Source organism: Streptomyces sp. CB01635 (assembly GCF_002803065.1).
Lineage (GTDB): Bacteria > Actinomycetota > Actinomycetes > Streptomycetales > Streptomycetaceae > Streptomyces.
In genome coordinates, this window is the sequence record NZ_NNBL01000015.1 from 1 (window position 1) to 25,452 (window position 25,452).

The following is a 25,452-nucleotide window of genomic DNA, read 5'->3' on the forward strand; positions in this document are numbered from 1 at the left end:
GCGGTACGGAGGCGCCCGACGCGGGCCCTCGGCGCGCGGGATCGGCGTCGTCGGCGGACGCGGTCGCTCCGGGGCGCCCCTGTTGTGCGGGGAGCGCGTCGGAGGCGCGCCTCAGGGCCCCGCGGGGGTCCGCGGGGGCGGCGGGGCGGGCGGCCGGCCGGCGGCCCTCGTGGGAGGTGGGGTGCTCCGTCACGCGTTTCGAATCCGTCCGTCCTGGGCTGCGCGCCTGATGACGTGCCGCTTCACTTCCCGGCACGCCGGCAGTTGAAGAACAGCTGGTGTTCGGGTGGTACATCGGTGCTCGCCGGAGCGTATGCGTACGTGTGCTCGCCGGTGATCTCCAGTCCCGCGTCGCGTACGACCTGGCGCAGCTCGTCCCGCAGAAAACCCGATACCCGGATTGTGTGCCCCAGGAACGGAATCTCTGTGTCGTCCAGATCGGCCTCGACCATCGACAGGGCGAGCAGCCCGCCCGGCCGGAGCATCGAGCGCAGCAGCCGCAGCGCCGCAGGGATCTCGGTGCGCGGCAGCATCAGCAGCGTGAAGAAGCAGGTGACGGCGTCGAACTCGCCCAACTCGCCCTGCTCCTGGCCGGGTTCGGGTCTCAGTGACGCGATGTCCAGCTGGTGGAACTCGGCCTCGGGGACGTTCTTGCGGGCGAGTTCCAGCATGCCGGCCGACAGGTCCACGCCGACCACGGAGTGCCCCGCGTCGGCCAGTTGACGGCTCGTCGGAACTCCCGTGCCGCAGCCGACCTCGAGCACGCGCGAGCCGGGTGCGAGGCCTGCGAGCAGCGCGTCCACCGCGGCCAACTGGCCTTCCTTGTGCGGGAAGGCGTCGTCGTAGCGGGCGCCGATCGCGTCGAAGGCCTCGGCCTGGCCCGTACGGTCCGGCGCCGGGGTCCGGCGGCCGCTCCCGTACGTCTCGTAACCCTCGCTGCCGTGACTCACGGTCCCGCCGCCCCTCGATGACCTCGTTGACATCGTGTCAGACCTGCTGCAAGCGCGAAGAGTTGTACCTGTGCGCACTTCCGGAGGACGATCCTACGTTTGAACCACGGGGGCGCATCAAGGGTCTCATGAGGACACATGCGCGGGCGTACGGTTCCAGTCACCCGGAAGCGCGGGTACCGGCCACGCGGGATCGGGCCGCCAGTGCTGCCAGCCGTCGGGGAACGGGTGCCCCCAGCCCTCGATCACCTCGACCGCGGCGCGTCCCGCTCTCCGTACGGATTCGGCCTGCGCCGCGCTCATCAGGCCCGCGATCTGCGCCTGCGCGAACTCGTCCTCGTCGTGCCAGCGCCAGGTGCGGTCCGCGTAGACCGACAGGTCGAGGAAGTGGTCCTCGGAGTCCACGCCGCCGGCCCACCGCACCCGCGGCTGCTCCAGGTTCACGTACCAGTTCCTGAACCGCCAGCCCGGCTCCCAGAACAGCCACACCGACCAGGGCTCGCCGGGCCGCGCCAGCTTCAGGACGCCGGTGCCGAACCACCGGTCGCGCAGGACGGTGCGCGGCTTCGTGTACCGGGTGGCCAGGGGCTCCTCGTGCACCGGTGTGCCGTCGGCCAGGACCGGTCTCACACACTCGGTGCCGGGTGCCAGCCACACGGCGAGCAGCTCGGCGCTGTCCTCGACGACCGTGACAGGGCGGCAGATGTGGAAGCCGTCCCCGCCGTTCGTCCGGTACCGCCACAGAATCCGGCTGCCGGGCGCCCAGCGCCCAACGCTGCCGTCGGTCTCACCTGCCAGAATGCTCGTCCGGTCCGTCATGGACAGATATTAGGTGCCCCCGACACATGACGCCGCGGTGCGCGTCACGAATTCGGTCAGTCGCCGAACGCTGTTACGGGCGCGTCATCCGCAGGACATCCAGCGCCTCGTCGAGCTGCTCGACCGTGAGGTCGCCGCGCTCCACGTAGCCGCCCTCCAGGACGACCTCGCGGATCGTCCTCCGCTCGGCCAGCGACTTCTTGGCCACCTTCGCGGCCTCCTCGTAGCCGATGTACTTGTTCAGCGGGGTCACCACGGACGGTGACGACTCGGCGTACTCGCGGGCGCGCTCGCGGTGCGCGGTGATGCCGTCCACGGTCCGGTCGGCGAGCAGGCGCGCGACGTTGGCGAGCAGCCTGATCGACTCCAGGACGTTCTTGGCGATGACCGGCAGCATGACGTTGAGCTCGAAGTTCCCCGCGGCGCCCGCGGCGGCGACCGTCGCGTCGTTCCCCGTGACCTGAGCGGCGACCATGAGCACCGCCTCGGGAATGACCGGATTCACCTTGCCCGGCATGATGGACGAGCCCGGCTGGAGGTCCGGCAGGCTGATCTCGGCCAGTCCGGTGCGGGGTCCCGACGCCATCCAGCGCAGATCGTTGGCGATCTTCGTCAGGCCGACGGCGATGGTCCGCAGCTGCCCGCTCGTCTCCACGACGCCGTCGCGCGCGCCCTGCGCCTCGAAGTGGTTGCGCGCCTCGGTCAGCGGCAGGCCCGTGGTCCGCGCCACCTCCGCGATGACGGCGGCCGAGAACCCGGGCGGCGTGTTGATCCCCGTGCCCACCGCCGTTCCCCCGAGCGGCAGTTCGGCCAGGCGTGGCAGCGAGGCCTGAAGGCGTTCGACGCCGTACGCGACCTGCGCCGCGTACCCGCCGAACTCCTGCCCGAGGGTCACCGGCGTCGCGTCCATGAGGTGCGTACGCCCCGACTTCACGACGTCGGCGAACTCGTCCGCCTTGCGCTCCAGGGCCGCCCGCAGATGGCCGAGCGCCGGGATCAGGTCATGGGTGACGGCGGCGGTGGCCGCGATGTGGATCGACGACGGAAAGACGTCGTTCGAGGACTGGGACGCGTTCACATGGTCGTTCGGGTGGACGTCGCGGCCGAGGCGCTCCGTCGCGAGGGTCGCGAGGACCTCGTTGGTGTTCATGTTGGACGACGTGCCGGAGCCGGTCTGGAAGACGTCCACGGGGAACTGGTCGTCCCAGCGCCCGTCGGCGACCTCGCCGGCCGACTCCGCGATCGCCTGCGCGATGTCCTTGTCCACGACGCCGAGCTCGGCGTTCACATGGGCCGCGGCCGCCTTGATGCGGGCGAGCGCCTCGATGTGGGCGCGCTCCAGGCGCTGGCCCGAGATGGGGAAGTTCTCCACGGCCCGCTGCGTCTGGGCCCGCCATTTGGCGTCCACGGGGACCCGTACCTCGCCCATGGAGTCGTGCTCGATCCGGTACCGGCCGCTGTCGCCGCCGCCGTCATTCATCGCCGTCGTCATCGTCATCCCTCCGTAAAACGTGAGCACTTGTCTTGTTCTGGCTATTCCCAAGCCTCTTACCCGCCAGTAAATACCTCGGGTAACACCCAAATCGGGGAGGCGTCATGAACGTCCTGCACCGCACCAGACCCAGCATCAGATGCGCCGTCGCCGTTGTCGCGGCGACGGCCGCCGCACTCGTCGGCCTGACCGCGCCGACCGCGTCCGCGGCACCCGCCGCCGCGGCCACCAGCCCGCTCCCGCCGGACCTGGAGAAGATCCGCGCGGCCGAGGCCGTCAAGCTCTACGGGGACCCGGCCGAACGGCCCCTCGCCGACCGCAGGACCGCCCTCATCTCGCTCGGGGACAGCGAGATCTCGGGGGAGGGCGTCGGCACCTACGAGGCCGGCACGAACGGGCCGAACAACTGGTGCCACCGCTCGCCCGACTCCGCCATCCACCGCACCGGGATCCCGGCCGACGAGACGTACAACGTCTCCTGCTCGGGTGCGTACACCGGCAACATCCGCATCGGCGGCAGCAAGCAGTACGCCGACGAGCTGGTGCAGAGCGACTCTCTCGCCGTCAAGGCGCGCAATACGAAGATCAAGATGATCGTGCTCGTCGCGGGCGCCAACGACGACCTCCAGTTCGGCCCCGTCATGACCGACTGCGTGACCCGCTACCTCACGCTCCAGGGCGCGTGCGAGCCCAAGTACGCGCCGGGCTGGCAGGCCAGGGTCGACGGGCTCGTGCCCAAGGTCGAGTCGACCGTCGCCGACCTGAAGACCGTGATGCGCGGCGCGGGCTACGCCGACAGCGACTACAAGATCGTCGTCATGGGCTACCCCAGCCCCATCGGCCCCGACATCCACGACAACCCCGGCTTCCCCGGCAAGCTCCCCGGCGGCTGCCTCGGCTACGACTCCGACGCCGCCTGGGGCCGAAACGCCGCCGTGCCCGCCTTCGAACGCGGCATGCGCAAGGCCGCCCAGGAGTCCGGCGCCGTCTACCTCGACAACTCCCGCCTCTTCCAGGGCCACGAGGTCTGCATGGAGGACGCCTGGGCCCGCGGCCTCTACGTGGACATCTCCAACCCGTTCCCGCCCGACTCCAACTCCGTGCGCCAGTCCTTCCACCCGAACGTGCGCGGCCACGGCGCCTTCGCCTCCTGCCTCACCCAGCTCTACAACTCCGGCTACCAGGAAGCAGGTTGCGCCGATCCGGCCAGCACCGGCACCCCCAAGCTCTACAAGGGCGGCTGGGACGACGCCTACCGGCCACTGAAGAACGCGGGCACCGGCACGTGCGCCGACGCCAAGGGAGCGAGCAGCGCGAACAACACGGCCGTCATCGGCTGGGACTGCTCGGGAACCCGTAACCAGGGCTGGTGGTACGACACGGCCGGCCGGTCCCTGCACTCCGAACTCACCCAGGACCGCTGTGTGGACGTCCCCGACAGCGCCTACAGGGCGGGCACGGCCCTCGTCCTGTGGAACTGCCACGGCGGCACCAACCAGCAGTTCGTCCGCCAGGGCGACACCCTGCGCCCGGCCGCCTCGACGGGCCTGTGCCTGACCCTCGCCTCGGCGAAGGACAACGTACGGCTCCAGAACTGCGACGGCTCGGCGGGCCAGCGGTTCGCCTGACCTTCCGGCAGACAGCACAAGGGCCGCCCGTCGCCGTGAAGTCGGCGGGGCGGCCCTTCTGCCGTGCGTCAGGTGTTACGCGAGGCCGGGGCCGCGCACCGGGATGCTGGTGAACGTCGGGGCCGGGGCCGGGTCCTTGAAGAAGTCGTTGCCCTTGTCGTCCACGACGACGAACGCCGGGAAGTCCTCGACCTCGATCTTCCAGACCGCCTCCATGCCGAGCTCCTCGTACTCGACGACCTCGACCTTCTTGATGCAGTCCTGCGCGAGACGGGCGGCAGGGCCGCCGATCGAGCCGAGGTAGAAGCCGCCGTGCGCGTCACACGCGTCGGTGACCTGCTGCGAGCGGTTGCCCTTGGCCAGCATGACCTTGGAGCCGCCCGCCGCCTGGAACTGCTCCACGTAGGAGTCCATGCGGCCGGCCGTCGTCGGGCCGAAGGAACCGGACGCGTAGCCCTCCGGGGTCTTCGCCGGGCCCGCGTAGTACACCGGGTGGTCCTTCAGGTACTGCGGCATCTCCTCGCCCGCGTCCAGGCGCTCCTTGATCTTGGCGTGCGCGATGTCGCGGGCCACGACCAGGGGGCCGGTCAGGGAGAGGCGGGTCTTGACCGGGTGCTTCGTCAGGGCGGCGAGGATGTCGTCCATCGGCTGGTTCAGGTCGATCTTCACGACGTCACCCGACTCGTCGAGATGCTCGTCCGTGGTCTCCGGCAGGAAGCGCGCCGGGTCCGTCTCCAGCTGCTCCAGGAAGACGCCCTCGGCGGTGATCTTCGCGACGGCCTGGCGGTCGGCCGAGCAGGAGACGGCGATCGCGACCGGGCAGGACGCGCCGTGCCGCGGCAGGCGCACCACGCGCACGTCGTGGCAGAAGTACTTGCCGCCGAACTGCGCGCCGATGCCGATCTTCTGCGTCAGCTCGAAGACCTTCTCCTCCAGCTCCTTGTCACGGAAGCCGTGGCCGAGCTCGGAGCCCTCGGCGGGGATCTCGTCCAGGTAGTGCGCGGAGGCGTACTTCGCGGTCTTCAGCGCGTACTCGGCGGACGTGCCGCCGACGACGATCGCCAGGTGGTACGGCGGGCAGGCCGCCGTGCCGAGCGAACGGATCTTCTCCTCCAGGAACTTCATCATCGAGCCCTCGTTGAGGACCGCCTTCGTCTCCTGGTAGAGGAAGGACTTGTTGGCCGAGCCGCCGCCCTTGGCCATGATCAGGAACTTGTAGGCGCCGCCGTCGGTCGCGTACAGCTCGATCTGCGCCGGCAGGTTCGAGCCGGTGTTCTTCTCGTCCCACATGTTCAGCGGGGCCATCTGCGAGTAGCGCAGGTTGAGGTTCTTGTACGCGTCGTAGATCCCGCGGGAGAGGGCCGCCTCGTCGCCGCCCTCCGTGAGGACGTTCTGGCCGCGCTTGCCCATGACGATCGCGGTGCCGGTGTCCTGGCACATCGGGAGCACGCCGGCCGCCGCGATGTTCGCGTTCTTCAGCAGGTCGAGGGCGACGAACTTGTCGTTGCCCGACGCTTCCGGGTCGTCGATGATGCGGCGCAGCTGCGCGAGGTGGGCCGGGCGCAGGTAGTGCTGGATGTCGTGGATCGCCTCTTCGGCGAGCTTGCGCAGCGCCTCCGGCTCGACCTTCAGGAACGTACGGCCGTCCGGCCCCTCGGCGGTGGAGACGCCCTCCGTGGTCACCAGTCGGTACGGGGTGGTGTCCTCGCCCTGGGGGAGCAGATCGGTGTACGCGAACTCAGGCATCTCGCCCATTCCTCTTTCGGCCGGTGGCAGCTGGCATCCATTGGCAGCGCCAACCAGCGTAGAACCTGACGGCACGGCCGAGCCTGTGAGGTAAGGCTCAGTTCGCGCTGCCGCCCCCTAGTCGCGATCTATCGCGTTTGGGTACGCTGAGCGGGTGGACCTTGAGAAGCGCTCCGAGCAGCCCGCGCCGCAGACCGATCTGCGTGCCTCCGATGCCGACCGCGACCGCACCGCGGAGATCCTCCGCGAGGCCCTCGCGGAGGGCCGGCTCACCGCGGAGGAGCACTCCGAGCGGATCGACGGGGTGTACCGCGCCAAGACCCACGCCGAGCTGGAGCCGCTCGTCAGGGACCTGCCCGGCGCCCACACGCAGCACCGGCCCACGACCTCGTCGCCGGCCCCGAACCGCCCCGCCATGGGCGCTGTCCCCGCGGTCGCCGACGAGAACCTGGTCGCCGTCTTCAGCACCTCGGCCCGCAAGGGCCGCTGGCGCGTGGGCCGCAGGACGCACGCGTACGCCATCTTCGGCAACATCGAGATCGACCTCAGCGAGGCGATCTTCGAGTACCAGCAGGTCGTGATCAAGGCCGTCTCCGTCTTCGGGAACGTGGAGGTCCGCGTCCCGGAGAACATCTCGCTGCGCGGCAGCGGCGGCGGCGTCCTCGGCAACTTCGAGGTGCACACTCTCGACTCGGCCGACCCGGACGCGCCCGTCGTGTACGTCGACGGCATCGCGGTCCTCGGCAACATCGAGGCCAAGCCCAAGCGCGGCAAGCGCCTGCGCGATCTGCACGACCGCATGCGCAAACACCTCGACAGCTGACCCGCCTGCTGGACGGCGGACGCGCGGCGGAAGCACGGCGGCCGGTGGCCGGGGAACTCCCGTCCTTCGGAACTCAGTGCATAGGCGCACACACAGCGGGTAGAGGTTGCTGCATCGTCGCTCGCTCGCGAAGCCGTCGTCAGGAGTAGACCGTGCTGCATCCGCCGCATCAGTCCCTGCAGGTCGCCGCCGTCCCCCCGCAGCGGGGGCCAGTGCGAGATCGGGACCAGGACGCCCCGTGGCACACGGAGGCCGTGTGCAGGCGCGACGAAGCCGGCCTTTTCTTCGCCCCGTCCAAGGAGCCGACCGCGGCCCGCCTGTCCCGCGAGGAGGCGGCCAAGCGCGTCTGCGCCCGCTGCCCCGTGATGGTCGAGTGCCGCGAGCACGCGCTCCTTCAGCCCGAGCCCTACGGGGTGTGGGGCGGCCTCACCGCCGCCGAGCGCCGCGTGGTCCTCGCCCGCAGGCGCCGGCGCGAGGTCGAGCTCCAGAAGGCGGCGAGCTCGGTCGACCAGATCCGCGCGGCTGGCTGACCACCCTCCCGATACGCGAATGGGGCGCCCCTCCGCACAAAGGGGCGCCCCGAACGCGTAGCGGAAAGAACCTGCTTCGCGTGACCTACTTGGCGCGGTCGAAGTCGATCGCGCTGTACGCGCGCAGCTTCGACAGCCGGTGCTGCGAGTCGATCTGACGGATCGTGCCCGACTTGGAGCGCATCACCAGCGAGGACGTCGTGGCGCTCTCGGCGCGGTAGCGCACACCGCGCAGCAGCTCGCCGTCCGTGATGCCGGTGGCGACGAAGAACACGTTCTCGCCGGAGACCAGGTCGTTCGTCGACAGGACCCGGTCCAGGTCGTGGCCCGCGTCGATCGCCCGCTGGCGCTCCGCGTCGTCCTTGGGCCACAGCTTGCCCTGGATGACACCGCCGAGGCACTTGATGGCACACGCCGAGATGATGCCCTCGGGGGTGCCGCCGATGCCCAGAAGCAGGTCGATGCCGCTGTCCTCGCGCACCGCGAGCACGGAGCCCGCGACATCGCCGTCGGAGATCAGCTTGATCCGGGCGCCGGCCTCGCGGACCTCCTTGATGATGCCCTCGTGGCGCGGCCGGTCCAGGATGACGACCGTGACGTCCTCGGGAGCGGCGCGCTTGGCCTTGGCGATCCGGCGGATGTTCACCGCCACCGGGGCGTTGATGTCCACGTAGTCGGCGGCCTCGGGGCCCGCGACCAGCTTGTCCATGTAGAAGACGGCGGACGGGTCGAACATGGTGCCGCGGTCGGCGGCGGCCAGGACCGCGATGGCGTTCGGCATGCCCTTGGCGCAGAGCGTGGTGCCGTCGATCGGGTCAACGGCGATGTCGACCTCGGCGCTCGTCCCGTCGCCGACGCGCTCCCCGTTGTAGAGCATCGGGGCTTCGTCCTTCTCACCCTCACCGATGACGACGACGCCGTTCATCGAGACGGTGGAGACGAGGGTCCGCATGGCGCGCACGGCGGCGCCGTCCGCCCCGTTCTTGTCGCCGCGGCCGACCCAGCGGCCCGCGGCCATGGCCGCGGCCTCGGTGACCCGGACGAGTTCCAGGGCGAGGTTCCGGTCGGGAGCCTCCGCGGGGACTTCGAGTTCGGACGGCAACTGGTGATGCTCGGTCATCGAGACGCACCTTTCTGATACGACGACGGCCGGATGAGGGTGATGTCCAGACTCTATCGTCAGGCCGACAAAATGAGCAGAGGGCCCCACGTTTGAGCAGACCGGGCCCACGTGCGGTGATCGCTCACGTACCTGCGACGATGGGGGAGTGGCAGGTACCAAAGGCAAGAAGACCGTGGGAAGTCTGGTCCTCTCGATGGGCGCGACCGTGCTCGCGGCGGCAGGCATCTACGTGTTCGTCCCGCACGACGACTCCGGCACCCCGCCGGTGAAGCGCGTGGACTACCGCGTGGAGCTGCTGACGGCGCGGCGCGCCGCGGCGTACCCGGTGGCGGCGCCCGAGGGGCTGGCGAAGTCCTGGAAGCCGACGTCGGTGCGGTTCCAGGGCTCGAACTTCGACGCGTGGCACCTCGGCTTCCACGACGCCGACGGCCAGTACGTGGGCGTCGAGCAGTCCACGGAGAAGGCGTCGGCCTTCATCGACCGGGCCAGCCAGGGCGCCACCGAGACCAGCGCGACGCAGCGCATCGGCGGCGAGACCTGGCGGCGCTACAAGGGTGACCAGTACGACGCCCTGGTGCTCAAGGGCGACAAGTCGACGACCGTCGTGACCGGTACGGCGTCGTTCGCACAGCTGACGAAGATGGCCGAGGCGCTGCGGACGAAGTAGGTGATTCAGGGATCCCGGCGCGTGGGATTTCGGGGATTTCAGGCACTTCGGCGCATGGGAAAGGCCCCCCGGCTGTTGCCGGGGGGCCTTTCTCGTCAAGCGTGCGGGAGCACTCGGAGGGAGTGCTCGGCGGGAGCACTCAGATCGTGGTGATGACCTGGTCGTGCTCCAGGCGCGGGGAGCGCGGGAACCAGGCGTCGTCGCCCGGCTTGCCGATGTTGATGACCATCAGCGGGGTGTGGTCGTCGTCCAGGAACTCCTTCTGGACACCGGCGAAGTCGAGGCCGGTCATCGGGCCCGCGGCCAGGCCGGCGGCGCGGACGCCGATGATGAAGTACGCGGCCTGCAGGGTGGCGTTCAGGGCGGCGGCACCCTCACGGGCGGGGCGCTCCGCGAAGAAGACGTCCTTGGCCTGCGGGAAGTGCGGGAAGAGCGCCGGGAGCTCCTCGTGGAACTCGTTGTCCGCGGAGAGGATCGCGACCAGCGGGGCGGAGGCGGTCTTCGGGCGGTTGCCCTCGGCCATGTGCTGCACGAGGCGCTCGCGGGCCTCGGGGGAGCGGACCAGGGTGATGCGCAGCGGCGACTGGTTGAAGGCCGTCGGACCGAACTTGACCAGGTCGTAGATCGCCTGGACCTGCTCGTCGGTCACCGGCTCATCGGTGAAGGTGTTCGCGGTGCGGGCCTCGCGGAACAGCAGGTCCTGGGCGGCGGGGTCAAGAACGAGAGACATGGATCAACCTTCTCGATACGTACGTGCTGGGGGTGCGGCCGGTCCGTCGCGACGCTGCGAACGGACCAGCCGATGCACACGACAGTACGTCAGCACCGTTTAACATTCAACCAAAACTGGAACCTCGTGACCCGCTTCACAAACCCCTGACGCCGCGTCTCGTCCCGCTCGCCGTCCGCAGGCCCCCGCCCCTCACTCCTCCTCGTCCGCGCCCCTGTCCGGCCCGGTCTCCGCCAGCGCCGCGTCCAGGCGCGCCCGCGCACCGTCCAGCCAGCGCCGGCACACCTTCGCCAGCTCCTCGCCCCGCTCCCACAGCGCGAGCGACTCCTCCAGCGACGTGCCGCCCGCCTCCAGCCGCCGGACGACCTCGATCAGCTCGTCCCGCGCCTGCTCGTAGCCGAGCCCGGCCTCGTCGGTCTTCGTGGTCATGCGCTCTCCTGGTTCCCGGTCTCGACCCGTACGGTGAATTCGCCCTCGGCGACCCGCGCCCGCAGCACCTCGTCCGCCGCCACGTCGTCCGCGGCGCGCACGACGTCCCCGTCCGCCTTCTGCAGCACCGCGTAACCCCGCTTGAGGGTCGCGGCGGGGGACAGGGCCACCACGCGCGCGTGTGTGTGCGACAGCTCCGACGCGGCGCGGTCGAGGAGGTGCCCGAGGGTGCGCCGGCCACGCTCGGCCAGCGCCGTCACCTGCTCCTCGCGCACCTCGATCATGCGGTGCGGGTCCTCCATGACCGGCCGGGCGAGGGCCTGTCCGAGCCCGCGCTCCTCCCGGTCCACGAACGACTCGACGCTGCGCCGCGCCCGGTCCCGCAGCCACTGCACCCGCTCGTACTCCTCGCCGACGTCCGGCACGACCTTCTTCGCCGCGTCGGTCGGTGTGGAGGCGCGCAGGTCCGCGACGTGGTCGAGGAGCGGGTTGTCCGGCTCGTGGCCGATCGCCGAGACGACCGGCGTACGGCAGGCGGCGACCGCCCGGACCAGCTGCTCGTCCGAGAACGGCAGGAGGTCCTCCACGCTGCCGCCGCCGCGCGCCACGATGATCACGTCGACGTCGTCGAGCGAGTCCAGCTCCTTGACCGCCTGCACGACCTGCGGCACGGCGTGCACGCCCTGGACCGGCACATTGCGCACCTCGAAGCGGACGGCGGGCCAGCGGTGCCGCGCGTTCTCCAGGACGTCCCGCTCGGCGGCCGACGCGCGCCCGCACACGAGCCCGATGAGCTGCGGCAGGAACGGCAGCGGCTTCTTGCGCTCCGGGGCGAAGAGCCCCTCGCCGGCCAGGGACTTCTTCAACTGCTCCAGCCTGGCGAGCAGTTCACCGACCCCCACCGGTCTGATCTCGGAGGCCCGCAGCGACAGCTGGCCGCGCGGCGCGTACCACTCCGGCTTCGCCTGGACGACGACGCGCGCGCCCTCCGTCACGACGTCCGCGACCGCGTCGAACACCTGCCGGTAGCAGGTGACGCCGACGGAGATGTCGTGCGACGGATCGCGCAGCGTCAGGAACACGACGCCGGCGCCGGGGCGCCGGGACAGCTGGGTGATCTGTCCCTCGACCCACACGGCACCGAGCCGGTCGATCCACCGCCCGATGAGCCGCGACACCTCCCCGACGGGCAGCGGGGCGTCCGCGGACGTATTCACAGCCATGCCGGTGAGCGTAGCCGCACCCACCGACAACGCTCCGTGACGCGAAGGACGTACTGAGGACGTAGGGAGGGCATACGGAGGGCGTACGGGGATGGGGCGGCGGAGCCCGGGTGTACGGGCATGGGGCCGGCGCCCGTACACGCACCGCAGCCGGACGTCCCGTCAGATCACCCGCGCGCCCCGCCGCCCCCTCTGCGCCACCAGCACCACGAGCCCCACCGCCAGCCAGATCGCGCCCACCACCTGGGCCGTGCCCGAGGCCTCCACGATCACAGCGACCGTGACGGCCGCGCCGAGCACCGGCACGATCAGATGCCGCCACCAGCTGAACGTCCCCGCGCCGCGCCGCACCACGAACCAGCCCACCACGCTCGCGTGCAGCAGCACGAACGCCGTGAGAGCGCCGATGTCGACCACCGAGACCAGATGGTCGAGGCCGTCGTCCCTGCGGGCCGCCCAGACCGCCGCCACCAGCGTCACCACCGCCGCGCACAGCAGCGCGACCCGCGGCACCCCGGAGTCCGTCCGCGACAGCGCCTTCGGCAGCTGCCGGTCGCGGGCCATCGCGAACAGCAGCCGCCCGGCCGCCGCCTGCCCGGCCAGTGCCGCGAACGCCGCGCCGATCGCCTTGCTGACCGCCACCAGGTCGTGCAGCCACCCGCCGACCGACACGTCGATCGCGTCGTAGAACGCGGACCCCTGCTTGGCCGGGTCCGCGGCGAGCTCCGCCGACGACACCGGTTCGAGCAGCGCTACGAGATACGTCTGCGCGATGAACAGGACACCCGCGAGCGCCAGACAGAACAGCACCGCCCGCGCCACCTTCGCCGAGCCGCCCGTTACCTCCTCCGCGAACGACACGATCGCGTCGAAGCCCAGATACGAGAGCACGGCGACGGACACCGCGCCGACGACCGCCGACAGCGCGAACGCGCCCTGCGAGCCGTCCCCTGTCAGCGGCGACAGCCAGCCGCGCTCCGCCCCGTCGCGTACGAGTACGACGATCGCCGACCCGAGGAACACGAGCAGCACGACGATCTCCATCGCCAGGACCGCGAAGCCGGCCCGGGCCGCCGCCCGCACGCCCCACAGGTTCAGGAGCGTCGTGATGACCACGGCCAGCGCCGTCCACACCCAGCGCGACACCGACGGCACCAGCGCGTTCATCGCGATCCCGGAGAAGAGATAGGCGACCGCCGGGATGAGCAGGTAGTCGAGCATCGCCATCCACCCGGCGATGAACCCCGGCGCCTCACCGAGCCCCACGCGCGCGTAGGTGAAGACCGAGCCGGCCTGCGGGGCGACCCGCACCATCTGCGCGTAGCTGAACGCGGTGAACGCCATCGCGACGGTCGCGACGACGTACACCAGTGCGACAGCGCCGTGCGACTTGGCGTCGAGGGTGCCGAAGACGCCTACGGGGGCCATCGGGGCGATGAACAGGAGCCCGTAGACGACGAGGTCCCGGAAGCCGAGGCTGCGCCGCAGCGTGTCCTCTCCCGCGGGCGGCTGTCCCTCTTCCCCGGCTGGTGGAGCGGTGTGGGCGGACATCGGGCCTCCGTTTTGTCGCGCACGTTGTCGCGCACGGGCTTCCAGTCTCGCCAAACGGTGGATCTTTGACCTGTTGGACGCGGCCTTACGATGGTGGGCATGACTGCTACGACTGGCCCCCGCCGCGTCCTGCTCGCCGCCCCCCGGGGCTACTGCGCCGGTGTGGACCGTGCCGTGATCGCCGTCGAGAAGGCCCTTGAGCAGTACGGGGCCCCGATCTATGTCCGCCACGAGATCGTCCACAACAAGTACGTCGTGCAGACCCTGGAGCGGAAGGGCGCCATCTTCGTCGAGCAGACCCAGGAGGTCCCCGAGGGCTCCATCGTGATGTTCTCGGCGCACGGCGTCGCGCCCGTCGTCCACGACGAGGCCGCGGCCGGGAAGCTCGCCACCATCGACGCGACCTGCCCGCTCGTCACCAAGGTCCACAAGGAAGCCGTCCGCTTCGCGAATGAGGACTACGACATCCTCCTGATCGGCCACGAGGGACACGAAGAGGTCATCGGCACCTCGGGCGAGGCCCCCGACCACATCACGCTGGTCGACGGCCCCGAGGATGTGGCGAACGTGGAGGTGCGGGACGAGTCGAAGGTCGTCTGGCTCTCCCAGACCACGCTCTCCGTGGACGAGACCATGGAGACGGTCGACGCCCTCAAGGCCAAGTTCCCGAACCTGCTCTCGCCGCCCAGCGACGACATCTGCTACGCCACGCAGAACCGCCAGATCGCGGTGAAGAAGCTGGCCGAGGACGCCGAGCTCGTCATCGTCGTCGGCTCCAAGAACTCCTCGAACTCGATCCGCATGGTCGAGGTCGCCCTGGACGCCGGCGCGCCCGCCGCCCACCTGGTGGACTTCGCCGCCGAGATCGACGAGTCCTGGCTCGAGGGCGTCACCACGGTCGGCCTCACCTCCGGCGCCTCCGTCCCAGACGTGCTGGTGGACGGCGTACTGGAGTGGCTGGCCGAGCGAGGTTACGCCGACGTGGAGACCGTGAAGACCGCCGAGGAGTCCATCACCTTCTCGCTGCCGAAGGAACTCCGCCGTGACCTGCGCGCGGAGGCCGCCGCCCTCACGGGAGACGGCTCTTCCGAGAAGTGACGTTCAGCCACTCGTCGTAACGTGGTGTCCATGCAGATCTTCGGCGTGGACATCGGCGGATCAGGGATCAAGGGCGCACCCGTTGACCTGGACCGTGGAGACCTGGCACAGGAGCGGTTCAAGGTCCTCACCCCGCACCCGGCCACGCCCGACGGCGTGGCCGACGGGGTGAAACAGGTCGTGGAGCACTTCGGCACCCGGCCCGACCGGGTCGGCATCACATTCCCCGGCGTCGTCACGGGCGGCGCCACGATCCGTACGGCTGCCAATGTCGACAAGTCGTGGATCGACGTCGACGCCCGCGCCCTCCTCGGCGAGCGGCTCGGCGGGCTCCCCGTGACGGTCCTGAACGACGCGGACGCGGCGGGCGTCGCCGAGATGCACTTCGGCGCGGGCCGCGGTCGCAAGGGCGTGGTCCTGCTCCTCACCTTCGGCACCGGCATCGGCAGCGCCCTGTTCTTCGACGGTCAGCTCGTCCCGAACACCGAGCTCGGCCATCTGGAGCTGCACGGCCACGACGCCGAGAAGCACGCCTCGACGAAGGCGAAGGAAGACCACGACCTGAGCTGGGAGCACTGGGCGCACCGCGTCCAGAAGTACCTGGCGCACGTCGAGATGCTGTTCTCGCCCGAACTCTTCATCATCGGCGGCGGCGTCAGCCGCAAGGCCGACAAATTCCTGCCCCTGATCAAGGGCATCAAGGCGGAAATCGTCCCGGCGCAGCTGCAGAACAATGCGGGGATCGTGGGGGCGGCCATGGCGGCGGCGCAGCAGAAGTAGAGGTGCCAGGTGCCAGGTGCCAGGGGGCAGGGGGCAGAGGGCAGAGGCAGAGGTGTTGGGCGCGGGACCTCTGGCCTCAGGCCGTTCGCCGGCGGGGGCGCGGGGCCGAGGTCACCTGTTGTGCCGGCGTGCCGGGGGAGCCGGCGCGGGCCTGGGCGAGGGCTCGGCGGCGGGCCGCGCGACGGGCCATGTGGCGGATGCCGCGCACGGTCACGACGAGTCCGGCGACGAGCGTGCCGCCGTAGAGCCAGCCCGCGTGCATCGCCAGCGCCGTCACCAGCCCCATCACCTGTCCGCCGAACCCGCCCGAGCCGTCGGCCACCGGCAGGATCCCGACGGCGAAGCCGATCGGCACGGCGACGGGCGCGGCCACCAGGTCGGCGCGCCGCACCCACATCGCGGTGAGCGCGCTCACCAGCAGGAACAGCACCCCGTACACGACGATCGAGCCGCCGAACAGCAGTGCGTCCAGGCAGGCGAGTGCGAACATCGCGGCCGCGCAGAACAGTCCGCTGCCCAGGCCGGTGAGGCGCGGATCGGGGAAGCGGCGCAGCGCGAGGACGACCGGCGGCACGGGGCGCGGCGCCTTGACGCCGCCCTTGCCCGACGCCCGGTACACCGTTCCGGAACGGGACCCGGAGGGCCCGTTGCGTCCGTCGCTGCCGCCCTGCGCCTGCGGGGGGAGCGGGGGCGTGCGGCGGGTCCGGTTCTGCGGGGCACGCGGCGGAGTGCGACTGGGTTGATCCACCACACCAACTTAGGTCGGGTTATGTGTGGAATCCGCTCCGGGACACGCGGTTTCGCCGACCTTGGCCAAGCGTTCGACAGGGCGCCGGGGGGTGGCGCGGCACGCCGTAGACTGGGGGTCCTCCATCCTCACGTACGGGAAGTCGCAACGTGTCGCTCACGATCGGAATCGTCGGCCTGCCGAATGTCGGCAAGTCGACCCTTTTCAACGCCCTGACCAAGAACGACGTGCTGGCGGCCAACTACCCGTTCGCCACGATCGAGCCGAACGTGGGCGTGGTCGGTGTCCCCGACCCCCGCCTCGCCAAGCTCGCCGAGGTCTTCAGCTCCCAGAAGACCCTCCCGGCGACGGTCGACTTCGTCGACATCGCGGGCATCGTGCGCGGCGCCTCCGAGGGTGAGGGCCTGGGCAACAAGTTCCTCGCGAACATCCGCGAGTCGGACGCGATCTGCCAGGTCATCCGCGCCTTCAAGGACGAGAACGTCGTGCACGTCGACGGCAAGGTCTCGCCCAAGGACGACATCGAGACGATCAACACCGAGCTGATCCTCGCGGACCTCCAGTCCGTCGAGAAGCAGGTCCCGCGCCTCCAGAAGGAGTCCCGCCTCCAGAAGGAGAAGGTCGCGGTGCTCGCCGCGGTCGAGGAGGCGCAGAAGATCCTCGAGTCCGGCACGACGCTCTTCGCCGCGGGCATCACCGCCGGCACGGAGAAGGGCCGCCTGCTCCACGAGCTGCACCTCCTCACCACCAAGCCCTTCCTCTACGTGTTCAACGTGGACGAGGACGAGCTGGTCGACGAGGACTTCAAGAACGAGCAGCGCGCCCTGGTCGCCCCCGCCGAGGCGATCTTCCTCAACGCCAAGATCGAGTCCGAGCTGATCGAGCTCGACGACGACGAGGCGCTCGAACTCCTCCAGTCGATGGGCCAGGAAGAGCCCGGCCTGGCCACGCTCGGCCGCGTCGGCTTCGACACCCTCGGCCTCCAGACGTACCTGACGGCAGGACCGAAGGAAACGCGCGCCTGGACCATCAAGAAGGGCGCCACGGCCCCCGAGGCAGCCGGCGTGATCCACACCGACTTCCAGAAGGGCTTCATCAAGGCGGAGGTCATCTCCTTCGACGACCTGATGGAAACGGGCTCGGTCGCGGAGGCCCGCGCCAAGGGCAAGGCCCGCATGGAGGGCAAGGATTACGTGATGCAGGACGGGGACGTGGTGGAGTTCCGCTTCAACGTGTAGCGGGTGCACTATCACCACGTCGCTGATCTGGCAAACATGCTGGTCAGAGAGGGCCCGACTTTTCGGAGTCGGGCCCTTAGTTTTTCCCGTGCTGGGATGGTGCTGGGATAGCTGACCCCTCGTCACCTGTCGTCATCCCTGGTCATCCGTACCGTGCTGGGATCGTGCTGGGTGGGATGCGGACGCCCGTGTCGGGTTGCGCACTGTTCAGTGTCAGGCGACGGGGAGTGCGCGAGGAAGGGCGGCCAGACCGTGCCGAGCGGTCGGTGCGTGAGGTGGTGAGAGATGGCGAGTGGCTGTTCCACGGGCGGCAAGTTTTTCGAAAATGAGTCGGCAGATTTGGTAAACCTGACCCGCGAATCGTCTGTGGGTGGGTGGCAGATTTGGTGTAATGGGGGGCCTGGTTCGTTCGTCGGAAGCAAGGGCCCGTCATGCCGACCCCAGCCGCGTCGCACCGCTTTCCCCGCCACCTTGAGGCGGTACTTAAGGAGCTGCTCCTGGACGAACCGGTCATCGTTCTCACCGGGGCTCGCACGGTCGGCAAGAGCACACTCCTCGCGGCCTGTGCTGCGGGCCATGGAGTCGACGTCGTGGATCTGGACGAGGTCGACACCCGGCACGCGGTGGCAACGGACCCTGAACTCTTCGTCAGCGCCGACCGCCCCACACCGGTGTGCATCGACGAGTTTCAGCATGTGCCGACGCTCCTTGACTCGATCAAGGCCGAGCTCAACCGGGACCTGCGGCCTGGGCGTTACGTCCTGACGGGCTCGACCCGCTATGACACCCTGCCGCTCGCCAGCCAGTCCCTCACCGGCCGGGCCCACGTGACGACGATGTGGCCACTCTCCCAGGGAGAGCTCCGGGACCGTCGGGAGACCGCGCTTGATGCGCTGGTCAGTGATCCGGGTTCCCTGGTGACCGCGGAGCCCTCACCCACCTCGCGCCAGGAGTACGAGGACATGGTCCTGGCCGGTGGATTCCCCCTCGCCCTTGCCCGAGTGGCAGGCCGGTCCCGGGACCGCTGGTTCCGTGACTTCGTCCATCTCGTCATCGAACGGGACGTGTTGGAGATCCGCAAGGTCCGGCAGCGGCAGGTGCTGCCCCAGATCCTGCGCCGACTGGCCGGACAGACCGGACAGGTGCTCAACATCAGCCACGTCGCCGACGCGGTCGGCCTGGAGGTGAGCGTGGTGCGTGACTACATCGGGCTTCTTGAGGCCGTGTTCCTGGTCCACCGTCTTGAGGCGTTCGGGCGCTCGGTCACCAACCGTGCCACCCGGACCCCGAAGGTCCATGCCGTCGACACCGGGCTCGCCGCCTTCCTGCTCGGTGTGACTGGGCAGAAGTTGCAGACGCGCACTCCGGCGGCCCTCACCCAGTTCGGCCATCTCGTGGAGACCTTCACGGTCAACGAACTGATCAAGCAGTCGGGCTGGTCACAGCAGGCCGTGTCCTTCTCGCACTTCCGGACCAGGGATCAGCAGGAAGTCGATCTGGTCCTTGAGACGGATGCCGGGATGGTCGCGGGGGTGGAGGTCAAGGCGGCCGGCACGGTCAAGGACGGAGACTTCGCGGGACTTCGTGCGCTGAGGGAGCGGCTCGGTGAGGACTTCGCGGGTGGAGTGGTGATCAATCTGGGGAAGCGGTCCTACACCTACGAGGAACGGCTGCACGTGCTGCCTCTCGACGCGCTGTGGCGCTGATGGTCGGATCCGCACGTTCCACGGTGGCTTCCTATGGCTGGATCCATAAGGCGTGTCCGTTGTTCTCGTGAAATGCGCTGGACGACAGCGGCTGCGTGCTGGCAGCCTCGCGGGTATGCGCACCAAGTACCAGGGACGTTTCACCGCAGCCGACTTCTAGGTCGGCCACGCCGGAGAGTCCGGCGGGCCCGCCGAGGTCTGCCATGTCACGAACTGTTCATCACGTTCCGCCACCGCACCGTAACGACCGCTCACGCAATGTGTCCTGGTGGGCGATTCGCAGTGGCCCTCACGCATCCAACTCGCTGACGGAACTTCGCTCTTCAGCTGCCGAGTTGACCCTGGCTCGCCGCATGGGGCGACGCCCCGTGCCCACCCTGCTCGTCCGGTCCTTCGCGGCGTACACCTATCCGCGCGCGCTCGGCGCACGGGTCAGTGCCTGGCGCCAGCCGGAAGCTGCGGCCCGCGCCGGCCTGCGCGCCTTTCGTACGGCCGCCGTCAAGCAGCTCCGCGCGGCCGGTCCCGGAGGGCTCCTCGTATCCGCGGAGGACCTGGACCATCCGCCGACCCGTCACCGGCACAGCACCCTGTGGGAGTACTGACCATGAACGCCACCCCGTATCCGGGCAAGCGCCTGCACCACTACCTCGAAGCGAGCCTCCACGAGGACCGGTGGACCGTCAGCTGCGCCACCGCGCCCCGCGGAGGCTTCGGTCTTGGACCCCACGAGACGTCCGGAGACCTCGACGAGGCCGTTCGCTCCGTCACCGCCCAACTCGCGGAACTGGTGGGGGCTCCGGAGAGTGCCCTGTCGGTTGTCGTGGAGACCGACCCGTCCGCGCAGGCCATCGCCGCCGCACCTGCGCCCGGTGAGTCGTACCGCATCCGCGTCTGTATCGCGGAAGGCGCACAGGACGATCCGCCGCGCCTACGCCTGCGCACCGCCGACCTGGGGTGCAACGTCTACCGCACACCGCCCGATGACGATGCGGATATTCCGGATTGGGTAGGCCGTCAACTTGCCGACAAGCACTGGCTGACCGAGGCTGAACGCCGCACCCTGACGATCAAGATCTGCCGGCACCCCGGTGTCGACTGGCTGGAGGCCCGAGGTGAACTTCAGGAACACGCCCGGGAGTTCAATGCTCCGGCGTTCGCCGCCATGCGCCTGCGCCACAAGCAGCGCCTCGACGCACTCCCCGCCACCGACCCCCTGACCGACTGGATCACCGAAACGCTCTGCGAAGTCCTCACCCGCCAGGGCCATCACCGCTACTGCGGCCCTATCCTCACCCTCGACCCGGACGCGGTCCCTGTCCTTGTCGCGGCCTGCCGCCGTGCCGCGGACCTGCTTGAGCAGGCCCACCCGGAAGTGATCGCCCGCCTCGACGGCCTCGGGCGCCGGGCCCTTGCAGCGGAGCCGCAAGGGTGGGCGCCGCTGATGAACGGGCACGAAGCGGACTGACCCCCGAGGTCCTGCGCATTCGATCACGGTTCCGGCTGAGGGCCGCGAGGCATACCCGCACTCGGCAACGCGTGCCGCTGGTTTGCTGGATCCGCGATGGATCCGCGACGGATCGAGGCGCTCTGGTTCTGGATCGGCGAACGCCGGTTCCCTCATATGGCGGGCGCGATAGGCTCGACCAGGCATGATGCGGCCCTGCTGACGTGGGCGACGCGGGAGGACGGGACAGTGACCGCAGTGGGAGGAACCCCGGTGTCCGGGGTGCCGAAGCCTGGCCCCGCGAGGCCGCCCCGGCAGTGGTCGCAGGAGAGGGTCTCTCCGTACCCGTGGGAGCAGGAGGCGCTGGATCATGTGCGACAGCTCATGCCCCATGCCGAGCCTTATCGCGCCTGGGCGACCTTCTCCTTCACTGCGCAATCCGGACGCGTCAACGAATGCGATCTGCTGATCGCGGTTCCGGCCGGGCTCTTTCTCGTTGAGATCAAGAGTCATCCCGGTGAACTCCGCAACAGCGGTTCCACCTGGAATTTCCGCGGTCAGGACCGCACGCGGACGATCACCAATCCGCTGCACTTCAACGACTTGAAGTCCAAGGAGCTGAAGAGTCAGCTCCAGTGGGCAGCCCGCAAGCTGGGCATCAGCGATCGTGTCGTGCCGCGTATCGAGCCCGCCGTCTTTCTCTCTGCCCCGGATCTGGACAGCCACCTGGACGAGGTCCAGCGGATCAAGGTCTACGGACGTGACGACGGCGCGAGCGGACTGAAGCGAATTTGGCAGGATTTCCTGGGGCTGCCACCGGACCGCCCTGAGGGACGCATCACTCCGGAGTTCTCCCGCCATACCCTCCCGCAGCTTCTGAAGACCATGGGTATTCACCAGTCCGCAGCCCATCTGCGGTTCGGCGACGCATGGAAGATGGAGCCTCATCCGCTGGATGCCGGGCCGTCATGGGAGGACCGGCTCGCGTCCCGCGATGACGGAATGGTCCAGGGGGAGGGCCGGGTCCGTATCTATCTGGTCAGCCAGATGGCGACCGAAGCAGCCCGTAAGGCCACCGAACGAGCCGCGCGTCGCGAATATCAGGTACTCCAGGGCATCAACCATCGTGGGATCGTCGACGCGGTCGAATTCCGTGAGCATCAAGGTGGGTCGGCGATCCTCTTCCGCCACCGCCACACGGATCTGCGACTCGACCAGTACCTGGATGTCTACGGCGGGAAGCTGACTCCTGAGACACGCCTCGACCTGGTCCGGCAGCTCGCGGAGGCCGTCCGCCACGCACACAACCGTTCTCTGTATCACCGGGCTCTGGCGGCCCGTTCGGTATACGTCTCGTTCAAAGAGGGTGGGTCCCACCCTGAATTGCGGATCACCGACTGGCAGACCGCGGCTCGGGACTTCGACTCCAACGCCACCTTTTTCCGTTCCATCGGTGGTTCCGCCCTCGACGCGGCGCTCATTGAGGACGCGGCTCGCGTGTACCTCGCCCCGGAGACGGATCAGCCCTACGCCGACCCGGGTGACCTGGACGTCTTCGGGCTCGGAGCAGTGGCGCATCTGATCCTGACCGGGCTGCCGCCGGCAGCGCAGCGCAGTGCGCTGAGTGACCGTCTGCGCACGGACTCGGGCCTGCGGCTCTTCGCGGTGGCGGACGGGCTGCCCGATGCCCTGGACGATCTCGTCTTCCAGGCGACCCGGACCGATGTCAATGACCGCCTCGGTTCGGTAGAGGAATTCCTCGACCTCCTCGACGAGGCCGAACGCGCCAGCGTGCTGCCCGATTCCCCTGCCGCGACCGGTGTCGACCCGTTGGAGGCGCTGCCCGGCCAGTCACTCGACGCCGAATGGTCGGTGCGGCGGGTCCTCGGCACCGGGGCCACGGCCCGTGCACTCCTGGTGGAGCGTGCGACGGAGGACGAGGACGGACACGTCCAGATCGACGAGCATGTCTTCAAGGTGGCGCTCGACGAGGAGCGGGCCGGCAGGCTGCGGGCCGAGGAGCGGGTGCTCGGCACAGTCGGTGGCGGAGCCATCGTCCAGCTGCGGGGGGAGGGTCTGCGGGAGATCGGCGGGCGCACGGTTCTGGAACTGGAGTACGCGGGCGAGCAGTCTCTCGGTGAGCGGCTCAGGGGCCGGGGCAGGCTCACCTTCCACGAGTTGGAACGTTTCTCGGACGACCTGTTCCACGCCCTTGACCAGCTCGCCGGTCATGGAGTGCGCCACCGTGACATCAAGCCGGACAATTTCGGTGTCCAGCGCCGCAAGGACCGCACCTGGCAGCTCAAGCTCTTCGACTTCTCACTCACCGACGCATCCGACCGGGACGTCAAGGCCGGTACCCGCAACTATCTCGACCCGTTCCTCGGGTCGATGCGCCGTGCCCACTACGACGATCACGCCGAGCGGTACGCGGCGGCCGTCACGCTTCACGAGATGGCCAGCGGCGAGCGTCCGGCGTGGGGCGACGGACAGAACGATCCGCTCACCAACGAGTGGGCAGTCCTCCGTATCGCGGTCGAGCTCTTCGAGCCCGCGCTGAGTGAAGGGCTCGCACACTTCTTCCGCCGAGCCCTGCATCGCGACGCCGAGCACCGCTTCGAAACCCTCACGCAGATGCGTGACGAGTGGAGGCAGGTGTTTCGTACCGCGGACTCCACCGGCCCCACCACCACTGCGACCACGGTCGGTACAGCCTCCGAAGACCCGGAAAGCGACCGGGACAGGGCAGCGGAAGCCGCCGATACCACGACACCCCTGGAGGCGGCGGGGCTCACCCCTCGGGCGGTGTCCGTCGCGAACGACCTGCATGCCTATCGGGTCGGTGATCTGCTGACCCTTCAGCCGTACGTCATCTCCAGGGCGCGCGGAGCAGGTGCGCTGGTGCGCAAGGAACTGAACCGGCGGCGCAAGCAATGGGCGGCGGCGCTCCTTCCGGCCGCCGACCCGAGCTCCCCGCAGACCCCGCCCGTCGAACGCGCGGTGGTGGACGCCGCGACGGCGGACGGCTCGGCCGTGGAACGGATCCTGTCGATAGACGAGATGGCGGCCCTGCTCACCCCCGAGTCCGGCCGCAAGGGTTCGCACCGTGCGGGCGTGGTCCGGCTCACGCTCGGGCTTCCGCCGCAGGAGGGCGGGCTGTCCCCGCTGGGTGCCTGGCCCGTCCAGGCGCGCATCGCCGAGCACCTGGGTATCAAGCAGCCGCCGGTCTCCCGGCACCACCGGATAGAGATCAAGCAGTGGGCCGAGGCGGCCTGGCTCTCACCGGTACGGGCCGAGCTTGCCGACATCGTCACTGCCGCCGGGCGGGTCATGACCGCTGTGGAGGCCGCTGCCGAACTGCGCGCCCGGCACGGAGCGGGCAGTGACACCGGTGAGCGGATCCTGGCCAGATCTCTGGCCGTGGTCCGGGCCGCGGTCGAGGCCGAGACGTCGGATGTGCTGGGAGGGGGAGACAGCGCGGGGACCGAGGGCGCGGCATTGCACGAGCCCCGGCTCGCAGTGCACCGGCGTGGCGAAGCGATCCTCATCGCGGCCGAGTCCCTGCCCGGGACCGAAGACCCCAGCCCTCGTGAACTGGCCGACTACAGCGCCCTGTTGGGAGCCTGCGCGCATCAGCTCGCACGGCGTGACCCACTGCCCAGCCGCACCGAGGTCCTGCGTGACCTGCGTGCCGTACCGGTCCCCGACGGCTTCGCCCCACTCGCGGACACCCGCCTCGTGGCACTGGCCGCCGCGGTCGCCACCCGGACCGCGGTCACGCCGCGCCTTGAGCTGTACCCGCAGGATCTGAGTCTGGAGCGGGCACTGCGCATCTCGCAGGCGGGAGCGGGGGTCCGGCACGACCGGGGCATCGTGGTGTCCGGCCTGGTCGCCCGGTTGCGGGCGCGCTTCCCTGACCTGGACCTCCTCGCAGGCGGCCGCGAGCCGACCCACGTGGAACTCGAGGAGGCGCTGGAGGCGGCCCGCTTCGACCTGCGGTACGACCACACGACCCTGACGTTCTTCCCGCGCAGAACCGCACCGCCCGCCGCCCGCACCTCAACCGGCGTCCACACCAGCTATCTTCCGCCCCGCCCGGTCTCACGCGCGGACCGCGAGGACCCGCACGGGGCGCTGCGTGCCCGGCTCACCGAGCGGGCCGCGCGCGGTGGCTTCCTCGCCTTGACGGTGAAGCGCGACGTGCTCGTGGGGACGGCGGAGCGGGTGGCGGCGGGTTTCGAGCCCGAAGGCGTTGTCCCGGTCGATGTGGCGGGGATGTTCCTGCGCACGCTGCGGGAGCTGGCGGACGAGAAGGGCCAGGACTGGCAGAAGTTCCTGCGCGCCGACAGCAGTTCGGCGCCCGGCCGCATCAAGCCCGGCCTCGCCTCCTTCGCCCGCGTCGTCTGGCAGCGGATGGAGGACGCGCTTCTTGAGCTGGCCGCCGCGCCTCGGACGGTCCTCTTCCTTTACGACGCCGGCCTGGTCGCCCGCTACTGGGACGAGGGCGGCCACGGTTTCCTGACCCGTCTTCAGAACGCGGCACGCCGACCGGAGACCGTCCCGTACGGCCTGTGGCTGCTGTGCCCGGTCGAGACAAGGTCTCAGCAGCCGCGCCTGGACGGGCGGACGGTCGAGGTGATCGGTGGCGACGGGGAGCGGGAGCACCTGGACGCGGACTTCGTGAAGGGGCTCGGGGACTGAGTGCCCGTTGCGAGCGGACGGGTGGT

At 69.7% G+C, this 25,452-nt stretch carries 22 protein-coding genes; 11 read left to right on the top strand and 11 right to left on the bottom strand.

Going from position 1 to position 25,452, the window contains the following annotated elements:
- The 4 genes from CG723_RS47935 to CG723_RS29440 all read right to left on the bottom strand — a co-directional run.
- Positions 1-193, bottom strand: a 193-nt coding sequence (locus CG723_RS47935) for a hypothetical protein (protein ID WP_234374585.1), incomplete at its 3' end; no start/stop codon positions are given.
- A gap of 49 nt (positions 194-242) precedes the next feature.
- On the bottom strand, positions 243-983 hold the full coding sequence (locus CG723_RS29430) for a class I SAM-dependent DNA methyltransferase (protein ID WP_100596549.1): 741 nt from the start codon (positions 981-983) through the stop codon (positions 243-245).
- Positions 984-1,076: 93 nt separating this feature from the next.
- Complete coding sequence (gene fomD, locus CG723_RS29435) at positions 1,077-1,769, bottom strand: cytidylyl-2-hydroxypropylphosphonate hydrolase (RefSeq protein ID WP_100596550.1); 693 nt, start codon at positions 1,767-1,769, stop codon at positions 1,077-1,079.
- 73 nt (positions 1,770-1,842) lie between these two features.
- Entirely contained in the window at positions 1,843-3,249 is a 1,407-nt protein-coding gene (locus CG723_RS29440) for a class II fumarate hydratase (RefSeq protein ID WP_100596687.1), read from the bottom strand.
- Positions 3,250-3,365: 116 nt separating this feature from the next.
- On the opposite strand from CG723_RS29440, the gene CG723_RS29445 reads away from it, so the two are divergent.
- A complete protein-coding gene (locus CG723_RS29445) occupies positions 3,366-4,889 on the top strand; it encodes a ricin-type beta-trefoil lectin domain protein (RefSeq protein ID WP_199841934.1) in 1,524 nt (507 codons plus the stop codon).
- 75 nt (positions 4,890-4,964) lie between these two features.
- Here the strand turns inward: CG723_RS29445 and CG723_RS29450 are convergent, their stop codons facing one another.
- On the bottom strand, positions 4,965-6,635 hold the full coding sequence (locus tag CG723_RS29450) for a fumarate hydratase (protein WP_199841935.1): 1,671 nt from the start codon (positions 6,633-6,635) through the stop codon (positions 4,965-4,967).
- Positions 6,636-6,789: 154 nt separating this feature from the next.
- Between CG723_RS29450 and CG723_RS29455 the strand changes: the two genes are divergently transcribed.
- The gene (locus CG723_RS29455) at positions 6,790-7,458 is read left to right on the top strand and encodes a DUF1707 SHOCT-like domain-containing protein (RefSeq protein WP_100596552.1); all 669 of its coding nucleotides are present in this window, start codon (positions 6,790-6,792) and stop codon (positions 7,456-7,458) included.
- A 152-nt stretch (positions 7,459-7,610) separates the two neighbouring features.
- Positions 7,611-7,988, top strand: coding sequence for a WhiB family transcriptional regulator (locus CG723_RS29460; RefSeq protein WP_100596553.1), 378 nt, complete (start codon positions 7,611-7,613; stop codon positions 7,986-7,988).
- Positions 7,989-8,073: 85 nt separating this feature from the next.
- Here the strand turns inward: CG723_RS29460 and glpX are convergent, their stop codons facing one another.
- Positions 8,074-9,108, bottom strand: a complete 1,035-nt coding sequence (gene glpX / locus CG723_RS29465) for a class II fructose-bisphosphatase (RefSeq protein WP_100596554.1) — start codon at positions 9,106-9,108, stop codon at positions 8,074-8,076.
- Between the two features lie 148 nt (positions 9,109-9,256).
- Between glpX and CG723_RS29470 the strand changes: the two genes are divergently transcribed.
- Positions 9,257-9,778: a DUF4245 domain-containing protein gene (locus CG723_RS29470; RefSeq protein ID WP_100596555.1), complete on the top strand. Its 522-nt coding sequence runs from the start codon at positions 9,257-9,259 to the stop codon at positions 9,776-9,778.
- Between the two features lie 139 nt (positions 9,779-9,917).
- Here CG723_RS29470 and CG723_RS29475 read toward each other — a convergent pair whose 3' ends face one another.
- From CG723_RS29475 to CG723_RS29490, 4 genes are all read right to left on the bottom strand, one after another.
- On the bottom strand, positions 9,918-10,508 hold the full coding sequence (locus CG723_RS29475; RefSeq protein WP_100596556.1) for a malonic semialdehyde reductase: 591 nt from the start codon (positions 10,506-10,508) through the stop codon (positions 9,918-9,920).
- Positions 10,509-10,700: 192 nt separating this feature from the next.
- Positions 10,701-10,937, bottom strand: coding sequence for an exodeoxyribonuclease VII small subunit (locus CG723_RS29480; protein WP_100596557.1), 237 nt, complete (start codon positions 10,935-10,937; stop codon positions 10,701-10,703).
- On the bottom strand, positions 10,934-12,160 hold the full coding sequence (gene xseA, locus CG723_RS29485; RefSeq protein WP_100596558.1) for an exodeoxyribonuclease VII large subunit: 1,227 nt from the start codon (positions 12,158-12,160) through the stop codon (positions 10,934-10,936). The genes CG723_RS29480 and xseA overlap by 4 nt, the downstream gene beginning before the upstream one ends.
- Positions 12,161-12,322: 162 nt before the next feature.
- The gene (locus tag CG723_RS29490) at positions 12,323-13,711 is read right to left on the bottom strand and encodes an APC family permease (RefSeq protein ID WP_100596559.1); all 1,389 of its coding nucleotides are present in this window, start codon (positions 13,709-13,711) and stop codon (positions 12,323-12,325) included.
- A gap of 99 nt (positions 13,712-13,810) precedes the next feature.
- On the opposite strand from CG723_RS29490, the gene CG723_RS29495 reads away from it, so the two are divergent.
- A complete protein-coding gene (locus CG723_RS29495) occupies positions 13,811-14,809 on the top strand; it encodes a 4-hydroxy-3-methylbut-2-enyl diphosphate reductase (protein WP_100596689.1) in 999 nt (332 codons plus the stop codon).
- A 30-nt stretch (positions 14,810-14,839) separates the two neighbouring features.
- Positions 14,840-15,589 (top strand): polyphosphate--glucose phosphotransferase, encoded by a 750-nt coding sequence (ppgK, locus tag CG723_RS29500; protein WP_100596560.1) that lies wholly within the window; start codon positions 14,840-14,842, stop codon positions 15,587-15,589.
- A gap of 76 nt (positions 15,590-15,665) precedes the next feature.
- On the opposite strand, the gene CG723_RS29505 is transcribed toward ppgK, so the two are convergent.
- Entirely contained in the window at positions 15,666-16,337 is a 672-nt protein-coding gene (locus tag CG723_RS29505) for a DUF6542 domain-containing protein (protein ID WP_442802603.1), read from the bottom strand.
- A gap of 149 nt (positions 16,338-16,486) precedes the next feature.
- Here CG723_RS29505 and ychF point away from each other — a divergent pair, with 149 nt between their 5' ends.
- The 5 genes from ychF (at position 16,487) to pglW (ending at position 25,426) form a co-directional block, all read left to right on the top strand.
- Positions 16,487-17,575 carry a redox-regulated ATPase YchF gene (gene ychF / locus CG723_RS29510; protein ID WP_100596562.1) on the top strand — a complete coding sequence of 363 codons (1,089 nt, stop codon included), beginning with the start codon at positions 16,487-16,489 and terminating at the stop codon, positions 17,573-17,575.
- A 431-nt stretch (positions 17,576-18,006) separates the two neighbouring features.
- On the top strand, positions 18,007-19,281 hold the full coding sequence (locus CG723_RS29515) for an ATP-binding protein (protein ID WP_100596563.1): 1,275 nt from the start codon (positions 18,007-18,009) through the stop codon (positions 19,279-19,281).
- A 353-nt stretch (positions 19,282-19,634) separates the two neighbouring features.
- The gene (locus CG723_RS47940; protein ID WP_234374586.1) at positions 19,635-19,883 is read left to right on the top strand and encodes a hypothetical protein; all 249 of its coding nucleotides are present in this window, start codon (positions 19,635-19,637) and stop codon (positions 19,881-19,883) included.
- Positions 19,884-19,885: 2 nt separating this feature from the next.
- The gene (locus CG723_RS29525; RefSeq protein ID WP_100596565.1) at positions 19,886-20,746 is read left to right on the top strand and encodes a hypothetical protein; all 861 of its coding nucleotides are present in this window, start codon (positions 19,886-19,888) and stop codon (positions 20,744-20,746) included.
- A gap of 261 nt (positions 20,747-21,007) precedes the next feature.
- On the top strand, positions 21,008-25,426 hold the full coding sequence (gene pglW / locus CG723_RS29530) for a BREX system serine/threonine kinase PglW (protein WP_199841941.1): 4,419 nt from the start codon (positions 21,008-21,010) through the stop codon (positions 25,424-25,426).
- The last annotated feature ends 26 nt before the right edge of the window (positions 25,427-25,452 follow it).